At 61.4% G+C, this 10,060-nt stretch carries 7 protein-coding genes; 2 read left to right on the top strand and 5 right to left on the bottom strand.

The genetic code is table 11. The features are described 5' to 3' along the window. Positions 1–352: hypothetical protein (locus tag KA184_10660; GenBank protein ID MBP8130026.1), on the top strand; the 352-nt coding region annotated here is incomplete at its 5' end. Between the two features lie 44 nt (positions 353–396). Here KA184_10660 and KA184_10655 read toward each other — a convergent pair. The 5 genes from KA184_10655 to KA184_10635 form a co-directional block, all read right to left on the bottom strand. Then, the gene (locus tag KA184_10655) at positions 397–1,017 is read right to left on the bottom strand and encodes a LysE family translocator (protein ID MBP8130025.1); all 621 of its coding nucleotides are present in this window, start codon (positions 1,015–1,017) and stop codon (positions 397–399) included. Between the two features lie 114 nt (positions 1,018–1,131). Beyond that, the gene (locus KA184_10650) at positions 1,132–3,609 is read right to left on the bottom strand and encodes a response regulator (GenBank protein MBP8130024.1); all 2,478 of its coding nucleotides are present in this window, start codon (positions 3,607–3,609) and stop codon (positions 1,132–1,134) included. Then, entirely contained in the window at positions 3,602–3,991 is a 390-nt protein-coding gene (locus KA184_10645; protein ID MBP8130023.1) for a response regulator, read from the bottom strand. Before KA184_10645 ends, KA184_10650 begins: the two co-directional genes overlap by 8 nt. Before the next feature lie 6 nt (positions 3,992–3,997). Next, a complete protein-coding gene (locus KA184_10640) occupies positions 3,998–7,114 on the bottom strand; it encodes a GAF domain-containing protein (GenBank protein ID MBP8130022.1) in 3,117 nt (1,038 codons plus the stop codon). Between the two features lie 107 nt (positions 7,115–7,221). Beyond that, positions 7,222–8,322, bottom strand: a complete 1,101-nt coding sequence (locus KA184_10635) for a response regulator (GenBank protein MBP8130021.1) — start codon at positions 8,320–8,322, stop codon at positions 7,222–7,224. A 280-nt stretch (positions 8,323–8,602) separates the two neighbouring features. Between KA184_10635 and KA184_10630 the strand changes: the two genes are divergently transcribed. Then, the gene (locus KA184_10630) at positions 8,603–10,054 is read left to right on the top strand and encodes a sulfatase (GenBank protein ID MBP8130020.1); all 1,452 of its coding nucleotides are present in this window, start codon (positions 8,603–8,605) and stop codon (positions 10,052–10,054) included. Positions 10,055–10,060 lie beyond the last annotated feature (6 nt).

Below are 10,060 nucleotides of genomic sequence, written 5' to 3'. Positions count from 1 at the left end.
GCGCTGCGCGGCGTGCCACGACGCGGCGGAGATCACGCGTCTCGACTGGATCGACCTTATGCGGCCCGAACGAAGCCGCTTTCTGGCCGCGCCCCTTGCCTCATCCGCGGGAGGATTGCAGCGGTGTGAACAGGCCGTCTACGCGGACAAGGACGACTCCGATTACGTACACGCGCTCGAACTCGTGTACGCCGCAGCCGCCAAGGCCTGGAAGCATCCGCGCCGCGACCTTGCCGCACTGGAACCGCCGGCATGGGTACGGAATATCGGCCTGGCGGCCAGGGATTCGGCCGAGTCCGCGCCGTTTCCCCCTTTCGCGCCCGGTCAGCTTGCCGCGGAAAGCGCGCAATAACGCCGCCGCGGCGGGCGGCTCATTTCCAGCCGCGTGATTCCCGGCTATCCCGCCATGCGCAGAAACTCCAGGGCGTTCCGGAACAGCAATAGCGCGAACAACAGCAGCAACGCCCCGAGCACACGCATGGCATACACGTAAGGCCGGCCGGCAAAGAAGCGCCGCGACTGGCCCACCGACACCGCGACCAGGACCTTGGAGGCCACCAGACACCCATAGAACGCCGCGAGAAATGCAGCCGCCGTGACCGCGCTTTCCGCCCAACTCCTCACGAGGATGGGCGAGCCGACCGTCAGCCAGAAGAGATACGGATGCGGGTTCAGGAAGTTGACCAGCACCCCCTTGCGCAGCGATTGCGGACCGGCCCGCCGCGCCTCGGGTTCAAAGCCGCTTGTCCGGAGACTCTCGCAGCCGAGATACACGAGAAACAAGGCGCCCGCAAGCGTGATCCCGCCGAGAGCAATGTGGTAATCAGCCAGCCGCGCCAGCAGCAGAACCGATACGAGGACGATGGGCACGTCCGTGATCAACGGCGCCATGGCGACCTTGACGCCCTCCCGCGCGCCATGTTCCAGCGATTGAGAAATGACCAGCGCGAGAAACGGACCGGGCGAAAAGCCCGCCGAAAGACCAAGAACGATGCCTGCGGTGAGCGAAGCAACCATAGAGGGCCAGCTTAGAAACCTCTCCGCCGCGAATTCAACCCATGCGGCTACGTCACACGGCAATCCTCGCGTCTTGCAGCCTCATGCAACCCGCATCGCCGCGGGTTGAACAGGCTACTCTTGCGATTGGCCAGCGCTTTCCAGCACGTGACGCTTCAAGTACGACACAACTTGATCGTAAGCTTCCCGCAGCGGATTCGCCAGCCCGGAAGCCGCGCGCAGGTCTCCGGAACGGGCCGCGTGTTCCATTTTCAGCGCGATTTCCGAAATACTTGGCGCATGGAATGTAAGGGCGCCGTTCTTGATCGCGTGCGCATGGAATTCCGTCTGCTTCAAGTCGGCGTTTTCGATTGCCGCGAGCAGACTCTCCAGATGCTGCTGATTCTCCTGCAGAAACGTGTCAACAAGCTCTTGCAGAAACGCGCTATTCGCGCCCGTGAACTTGGTCAGGTAGTCCAATTGCACAGGGAGCGGGTCGCCGTCTTCCGTTTCCGGGGTTACCGCCGGCGGACCCGTTTTCACACGCAGCTTCACCGCCGCCTTGTTCTCCAGCCAGCGCTGCAATGCGGAATACAGCGTTGCGCGGCCTATGGGCTTCGCGAGGTAGTCGTCCATCCCTGCGTCAAAGCAGCGTTCGCGGTCCCCTTTCATTACGGAAGCGGTCATGGCAATGACAGGCGTGTGCTTGGCCGGGCCTTCTTCTTCCCGCAGGCGGCGTGTCGCCTCGTAGCCGTCCATTTCCGGCATCTGACAGTCCATCAGCACGAGGTCATAGTCCTCCTCGGCCAGCCTTTCGAGCGCTTCCCGCCCGTTCGCGGTAACCGTGCAGTGGTAACCGCCGCGCACGAGAAACTGCTGCACGACTTTCTGGTTGGCCGACACGTCCTCAGCCACGAGGATGCGAAAAGGCGGATGCACGCCTGAGCCCGTGGTCCCTTCCATCAGAAATCCCGAAACGGACCGCTTCCCTTCCTGCGGCCTGTGAGCGAGCACCGAGGTGAGGCAGTTCAACAACGCCGCCTGCTTCAGCGGCTTGCAGAGCGCGCCTTCAAATCCAATCCGGACCAGCTCATCCGCGCTTTTCCGGCATCCCAGCGAAGTCAGGAGCACGACCGAGGTGCCGCTCAGCAAAGGGTCTTCTTTGATCCGTTGCGTCAGGGTCTCTCCGTCCATTTCGGGCATCTGGAGATCGACCAGCGCCAGCCGGAACGCGTGGCCGGCGGCAACGGTTTCCCGCATCAGGTCGAGCGCATCCTTTCCCGACGCGGCCTCCGTGATTTTGCAGCCCCAGCGTTCCAGGTGCATGCGCAGGATAAGGCGGTTTGTGTGATTGTCGTCGACAATCAGCACACGAAGCCCGCGCAGTTCGACGGTCAGCATGTCCGGCACGGCAGCGAGCGTTTCTTCCGTCTTCGACAACGGAATCTGAAACCAGAAACAGGAACCCTCGCCCGTCGCACTCTCCACATGGATATCCCCGCCCATCAATTCAACGAGCCGCCGGCAGATGGCCAATCCGAGGCCTGTGCCGCCATATTTGCGCGTGGTGGACGCGTCCGCCTGCATGAACGGCTGGAACAGCAGCGGAATCCGCTCCGCGGGGATTCCTATGCCCGTGTCCCGAATCTCAAATCGTACTCCGTCGGGCAGGGGCGGCCCATCGCCGGGCTTCGGGTACACGCGCAAGACCACCTCTCCTTGCGAAGTGAACTTGACCGCATTGTGCAGAAGATTCAGGAGTATCTGGCGCAAGCGGACGGGGTCGCCGAGCACATATCTTGGCGTGTCCGGGTCGATCAGTACGCCGAGTTCGATATCCTTGGCATCGGCCTGCTGGGCGATCGTGTCCGCAATACGTTCGACATGGTCATGCAGGTCGAACGGAAGTTGCTCCAATTCGATCTTCCCGGATTCTATCTTCGAGAAGTCGAGGATATCATTCAGGATATCCATAAGCCCCTCGCCGGAATGCTGGATCGTCTCGACAAAATCGCGCTGCTCCGCCGTAAGGCCGGTGTCGCTGAGGATCTCGGTCATGCCGATGATGGCGTTCATGGGCGTGCGGATCTCATGCGACATGTTGGCCAGGAACGTGCTCTTGGCGCGGTTCGCCAGTTCCGCCGTCGCTTTGGCTTCTTCCAGGCTCCGCAGGCTCGCCTCGAGTTCCCGATTACTCCGCAGCAGGTTTTCGCGGTACTCCCGATTCTGAATGATGAGCTTGGACCGCTCGATGGCCTTCTTGACCGAATCCTCCAGCACGGCCATGTCCTGAATCGGCTTCATGATGTAGTCCCAGGCGCCCAGGCGCAGCGCCTGCACGGCGTCCTGCACGTCGCCAGTGCCCGACACCACGATCACGGGCGTCTCGGGCAGGAACCGGCCAATCTCCGCCAGGACATCCAACCCGTCCAGTTCCGGCATGCGCAGGTCGCAGAGAACCACGTCCGGACGGTCCAGCAGGATGCGCTGCAACCCGACGCGCCCGTTTTCGGCCTCGATCACCTCGTAGCCGCTGTCAGAAAGATAGCCGACGATGCTGTGGCGAACGGTGTCCACGTCCTCGATAGTCAGAATTCTCGGTGGTTCATGCATGGCCGTTTGCTCCCAAGGCCATCAGGCTGCGCACGGTATCGGCTAACTGCCGCATGTCCTGGACCGGTTTACGGAATACCGCGGCGTCGTCCATCCCAATCGCCCGCAGGTCATCGGGTAATCCATAGCTCAACGATCCGGTGTAGATGAGAAAGCGCAATTCGGGCATGCGCGCATGCAGCGCGAGGATAGCGTCGTGGCCGTCCATGCCTGGCAGGCGCATATCCATGATGCAGACCTTTGGCCGGCAGCCCTTCTCGAGCAAGTGCACGGCCTCCTCGCCGCTGCCAGCCTCCAGGATGTGGAAACCGTCATCCTCCAGATAGGCGGCCAGTGTCTCGCGCACCGTCATCTCGTCGTCCACTAGCAGTATTTGCGTCATCGTTCGTCATGCTTCTTCGTTGAGGGGCAACCGGACAATGAAGCGGGTGCCCTCGCCGGGGGTTGACTCAACGCTTAACGTGCCTTTGTGCTGTTTCGTGATGATGAAATAAGAGACCGACAGGCCCAGGCCCGTGCCGACCCCTACCTCCTTCGTCGTGAAGAACGGTTCGAACACGCGCCGCCTGACGGATTCTTCGATGCCCGGCCCGTTATCCAGGACCTCAATACATGCATGATGCGGCTCCTGCGTCAAACGCACGGTGATGACGGGCGCAGCGCTCTTACCGCATCCCGCCAAGGCTTGCGCCGCATTCTTGACCAGGTTCAGAAGCACTTGTTCCATCTTGGTCTTGTCACACTGCACGAGCGGCAGGTTGGGCTGAAACTCCCGCACAATTCTCACGCTCCGGAAGTCATACTGTTTCTTCAGGTCGTAATCGTTGGCTGCCAGCCGCAGTACCGTGTCGACCACGCTGGTCAGGTCTGTGGGCGCCAGCCGCGACTCGCTTCGCCGGCTGAAAGCCAGCATATCGGAGACAATCGCCGCCGCCCGCGCGCCGTCCGAACGAATACCGGAGACAAAGTTCAGAATCCCGCGCTCTTCCAGATACCGGCGCACGAGAGCAAGGTCCGCGCCAATGGCTTGGGCCACTTCGACGTTCTTGGGCAACGCCAGGTCCGTGCGGCGCTCGATGTTCTGACACGCCTGCAGGATGCCGCCGAGCGGGTTGTTGATCTCATGGGCCATCCCCGCGGCCAGCCCGCCGACCGACATCATTTTCTCCGTCTGCACCATCATCTCCTCGATCTGGACTCGGGTGGTGACATCGTCGAGCCGGACAACGGCGCCTTTCGTGCCATTGGCGACCAGCGGGTAAATCATGAGGTCGAAATGCTGCAGCCCTTCTTCCTGGCTATGCACGACAAAGCGCTCGTTTTCCAGGGCGTGTCCCTCGCGTATGGCAGCGCGCACCTTTTCGAGCTGTTGCTGCAGTTGGGGCAACACATCTCCGATGTGCCGCCCTTTCGATTCCTGTTCCCGCAGTCCCGTCATTCGGGCCGCCTCGGCATTCCAGTGCGTGACGACGCCCTCGGTGTCCACGCCGACCAGCACGGACGGCATCGAATCGATAACGTTCTGCAAATAGACCCGCATGCGCTTCATTTCGTCTTCATTGCGCGTGCGCAGATAGAGCCGCCACATCCCCTCCATCAGCAGCGTCAACTGCCGCACATCGGATTCTTCATAGGGTTCCTCCTTGTTGCCCACACCGGCGACGGCGACAACACGGCCCTCGTCGAACACGGGGATGTTCATGTGGCGCAAGACGGGCACATGGCCCTCCGGGTAGCCCTTTTTCAGCGGGTTGGCCGCGGTGTAATCATTGGTGATCACCGGCTTGCGCTGACGGATTGCCTCGCCCCAGAGTCCGGTTTCGGCCACGGGATAGATAAGCGGCTTGTCCTGGATCAGGCATTGCTCCATGGCGTGGCGCGACCAGGTGTACATGGTCAGGATGCTCTCGTCCTCGTTCGTGAACGCCAAGTAACCGATCTCGCTCTTTGTGAGGCGCACCGCTTCTTCCAGCACGAAGTCGGTAAGTTCCCGCAAGGAGGCACGAGTCATCTGATTCAGTTTCAGAAGCGTCTCAAGGCGCTGTTCATCCAGGAGTTTGTCTTCTTCCGCGCGTTTGCGGTCCGTGATGTCTTCCAGGGTTTCAATTGCGCCGATAACCTCACCCTCCGGCCCCCGAATCAACGCGGCCATGAAATACAACCACCGCCCCCTTGTTCCCAGCGCCGGGAAGAAATCCGTCGCTTCAAAGGCCTCTTCCACCAGTCTCGCAGGCCGCGCCTTGTCCCCGTACCACTGTTGGACATGGTCCGGGGCATGGTCCAATATCAAGTCCGCCAGGCAGGGCCGCTCCGACGGATAAAAGGCGCGCCACTGCTGAGTAGTGCCGAGCACTTCCTCTGCGGTAATCCCGGTGTATTCCTCCAGAGGCTTGTTCCACGAGATGACCCTATGGTCCCGGCCGATCACAAACTGCGCTATCGGGCATCCATGAACGATCGCCTGCAGGCGCCCCTCGCTGTCGCGCAGCGCCTCTTCCGCTTGCGCCCTGTGCCGCACCTCTTCCAATAGCGACTTGTTGGACTCTTCCACCTCCCGCGTGCGTTTCCGCACGCGTTGCTCCAGGTTGAGATTCGCTTCCTCCAGATCCCGTTGCGCCTCGTCGCGGACACGCTCCAGGCGCCGGACCAGAACCGTGACGCAAACAATGAGCGCGCCGAGCAAGACCACCCGGAATACTACAAACAGCGCCGTTCCCGACTCGGACGTGTACAAGCCCACCTGCTCGCCCAGCATGCGGGCCCAGCCCATGAGCAGCAGCGCGACCGCGGTGGCCGGAAGCAGCACGCGCATCATGATGCCGGCCGCGCCGCCGGCCGTGGCCAGCACCATGAAACCGCGGTCCGGCCGCATGAAGAGAATGCCCAGCAACAGCAGCAGGGACAGGATCGACGTGTGTGCCGCCATCGCCGTATGCGGATGCATGAATTCAACCAGAACGGTAATGCCGTAGAGATAGCCAGTCAACGGAAACAGGACCACAAGAAAGGCGAGGAGCACGAAAGCATCGGAATAGCGGAAACCGCGCGCGGTCTGACGATGCGTCAACAACAACGCCGGCCCCATCAGCAGGAAACCGATGGCGGTTATGGATGCCATGCGGCCCGGGCTAAAGGTATGAACCGCATGCTCATCATCGAGAAAGAGCACTTCATCAATGCCGAACTGAAGACCCGAGATATATTCGAGCAGCGTAAAGACGGCAATCACCATGGCGAAGGCCGCGCAAAGATGCCCCAGGCCGTTCATGAATCGGGAATGCGGGACACGTTCCTGCAAGAGCCAGAGGGCGCTTCCCAGGAGAACGAAACAGAAGGCGGTATTCGCCTTCATGGTAACGTGGCCGGGGACGAGACTCTTTAGCAGGGCAATATCCAACGCCCAGCCCAGGAGAACAACCGCGCCCGCGGCCATTACAAGAAGCCCGATCACATTCGAGGCGGCTCGGAATCTTTGCCTCAGCCTCGCGTCTCTGTCGGCGCTCATTACTGGCTTTCCCTTCGTTCCTTGCGCCCGAGTCCGGGTTCCGACTACGACTCACACCGGCGATGTCCCGTCGTTCCACGCACGCGACATCGTCACGGCTCACGGTGTCAGGAAATCACGGGGACCGTAAAATGGAAACAGGACCCTTGGCCTTCCGTGCTTTCAAATCCCACTGACCCGCCGTGCAATTCCACAAAGTTCTTCACGATGGCCAATCCCAGGCCAATGCCGCGCTTTCCAAACTCGTAGAAACCCGACGAATGATGCATGATGTTCAACGTGGAGAAGAGGTGCTCAAAAATGTGCGGCTTGTCGGCGTCGCAGATGCCAATTCCCGGGTCGGTAACGGAAAAAACGACGGCCCCCGAGTACTCTCGAACCACCTTGACATCTATCACCTTGCCGTCTGGCGTGAATTTGACGGCATTCATGAGTAAATTGGCCAAGGCATCTCGAATTTTGGGCGCGTCCATCATGATTCCGGGAAGGTCTGGTTCTATTTGCATGTGTATCTGCTGAGACCGGAGAGCGGCAAAGGGCATCACTTCGTCCACGGTTTCGCGCACAAGCGCATGCACATCCACGGGTTCCAGGTTCAGCCCCTTGCTGTAATTCCCATCCTTACTCGCTTTCAGTGTCTCCTCGACGATACGGCAGAGCCGTTCCGCTGCTTTCGAGGCAAGACCCACCACTTCCTGCAGGTCGTCCCGCTGCAACGCCTCTTGCATGGTCAGGAAATCCAGGTCCATCATGATGATCGCCAGGGGACTTCTCAACTCATGCGAGGTAAGGCTGATAAACGCTGATTTCATGGCGTCCAGTTCGCGGAGTTCCGCCGCGATGGCCGCCTGCACTTGTGCCTCCGTTTTCAAGCGGATCACCCGCTCCGCGGAATACATGCGGACCCGGAGTTCGTCCGTATCCACCGGCTTGGTCACGAAGTCGTCGGCGCCCGCCGACATGCCCGCCAGATAATCTTCCTTGCCGCTGCGGGACGTGATGAGCACGATAAAGACGTAGTGGCTGCGCTCCAGTTGCCGCGCAAGCCGGCACACCTCCAGCCCGTCCGGGCCAGGCATCATCCAGTCCAGAAGGAGCACGTCCAGTTCAGGCTGATTCTCGATGTGCCGTAACGCTTCCGTGCCGTCCCGGGCCGTGCACACCTCATGCCCCCATTCGGAAAGTTGCCGTTCAAGCAGCTTTCGCATTACGGAGTCATCATCCGCCACGAGCACCTTCACAACTACCCCCTTTCTTCCCGCGCACAGGCGCGCTTTCCTCACCAATAAAAGCGTTCCTGAACGGGTCTGCGCTTGCAGCAAAATCATGATAACGCGCCACACCGGAGCTGTCAATGTATTCTCGTTTTGTTCGCGTACTCCTCCTATGAAACGGCGGAAACGCCGCTGTCGCGTTGTCCACGCCGTTTCGCTTGCACCGCCGTTCAAGGTATACTGTCGCGAAACTTGGGGTTGCTGAGAGTGTCGCATGGGCGCCATCACACGCAGGGATTTCCTTTCATATGCAGCGCTGGCCGGCTTGGGCGCGGCCGCGGGGCCGGGGTGCGGTCCCCCGCCTGACGATGCGCCGAAAGCCGGGGAAGGGCCTGTCCCGGCCTTGGGCGCGTCTTCGTCGAATACGCCGCCGAACATCGTCCTGATCATGCTGGACACGCTGCGGGCCGACAAACTGGGCTGCTATGGCTGCCCGCATGAAGTGTCGCCGAAGCTGGACGCGCTGGCTGCCCAAGGCGTGTTGTTTGAGCGGGCCGTGGCGCAGTGCAGTTGGACGCGCCCATCGATCGGGTCGTTCCTGACATCGCGCTACCCTCGCGACCTTGGCCTCTACCTCGAGCGGAATGAAATCCTGGACAGCCGCTTCGACACGCTCGGCATGCTCCTGAAACGGCGCGGCTACGCCACCTTCGGCGCAACCGCCAACCCGAACCTGAACCGCAGTTACAACTTCCACCTGGGTTTTGACGAGTACATCGAGAGCGACGTGGTTTTCAGTTGGATGCAGGAGGCCCACGGCGACAACGTGCGCGGGCGCGTGCCGCTGCCGTCCGCTCCGCAGTTGTATGAGGCAACGCTGGATTTCGCCCGGCGGCACGCGCAAGGCCCCTGCTTCGCGCAGTTGAACCTGATGGAAATCCACGAGTGGTATGTGCGCGACGACTACACGCTGCGCCGCCCGGAATACCAGGGCATGTTCCTGTCCGCGGGCGAGCGGTACCCGAAGTACTTGCAGTCCGTGAGGCAATTGACGGACGACACGGCGGGGTTCATCGAGGCGCTCTGCAAGCTCCACGGCTGGGAAAACACCTTGTTTGCAATCCTCAGTGACCACGGGGAAGGGCTCGACGACCACCCCGGCGTCGCGAAGTCGCTTTACCATGGCTGGCTGCTCTACGAGTCGCAGGTAGTGGTTCCATGGATCCTGTATCAGCCGGGCTGGAAACCGGCCCGTGCCCGGATCGCACAACCGGTGCGGTTGCTGGAACTGCTGCCGACGCTGCTCGAATACGCGGGCGCGCCCGTGCCGGAATCTGTCGAAGGGGTGTCGTTGAAGCCGCTGATGGACGGCGCAGTGGAAACGGCCGCGTTGCCGGAGTACTTTATCACGGAAACCGATTTCCGCGGCGCGTCGAAGGTGGGCGCCTACGCTGCCGCGTGGAAATATTTCGACAATAGCGCGTCCCATCAGGGCCTGCCGCCGCAAGAGTTGCAGGCGCGCGGCGGGCGCGAACAGGGTATCCGCACGGACCAGTCGCGGCGGCACGCCGCGGAAATGGCGCCGATGCGCCAGTTCGTGGAAACCTGGGTGCAGGATCACCCGAAAGCGCCGCCCACGCCGCAACATGCGGCACTCTCGGAAGAGGAACGGCGCCAACTGGAAGCCATCGGTTATCTGGACGACGAGAACGGCGCGGCGTCCTGAGCCGCG

The sequence above is a fragment of the Candidatus Hydrogenedentota bacterium genome (assembly GCA_018005585.1).
In the GTDB taxonomy this organism is placed as follows: Bacteria; Hydrogenedentota; Hydrogenedentia; order Hydrogenedentales; family JAGMZX01; genus JAGMZX01.
The sequence above is the reverse complement of the archived record's forward strand: the minus strand, read 5'-3'. Positions and strand labels throughout refer to the sequence as shown.

Coding starts and splice junctions, on each gene's coding strand:
- KA184_10655 (MBP8130025.1), bottom strand. CDS start 1,017: ATGGTTGCTTCGCTCACCGCAGGCATCGTTCTTGGTCTTTCGGCGGGC.
- KA184_10650 (MBP8130024.1), bottom strand. CDS start 3,609: ATGCATGAACCACCGAGAATTCTGACTATCGAGGACGTGGACACCGTT.
- KA184_10645 (MBP8130023.1), bottom strand. CDS start 3,991: ATGACGCAAATACTGCTAGTGGACGACGAGATGACGGTGCGCGAGACA.
- KA184_10640 (MBP8130022.1), bottom strand. CDS start 7,114: ATGAGCGCCGACAGAGACGCGAGGCTGAGGCAAAGATTCCGAGCCGCC.
- KA184_10635 (MBP8130021.1), bottom strand. CDS start 8,322: ATGCGAAAGCTGCTTGAACGGCAACTTTCCGAATGGGGGCATGAGGTG.
- KA184_10630 (MBP8130020.1), top strand. CDS start 8,603: ATGGGCGCCATCACACGCAGGGATTTCCTTTCATATGCAGCGCTGGCC.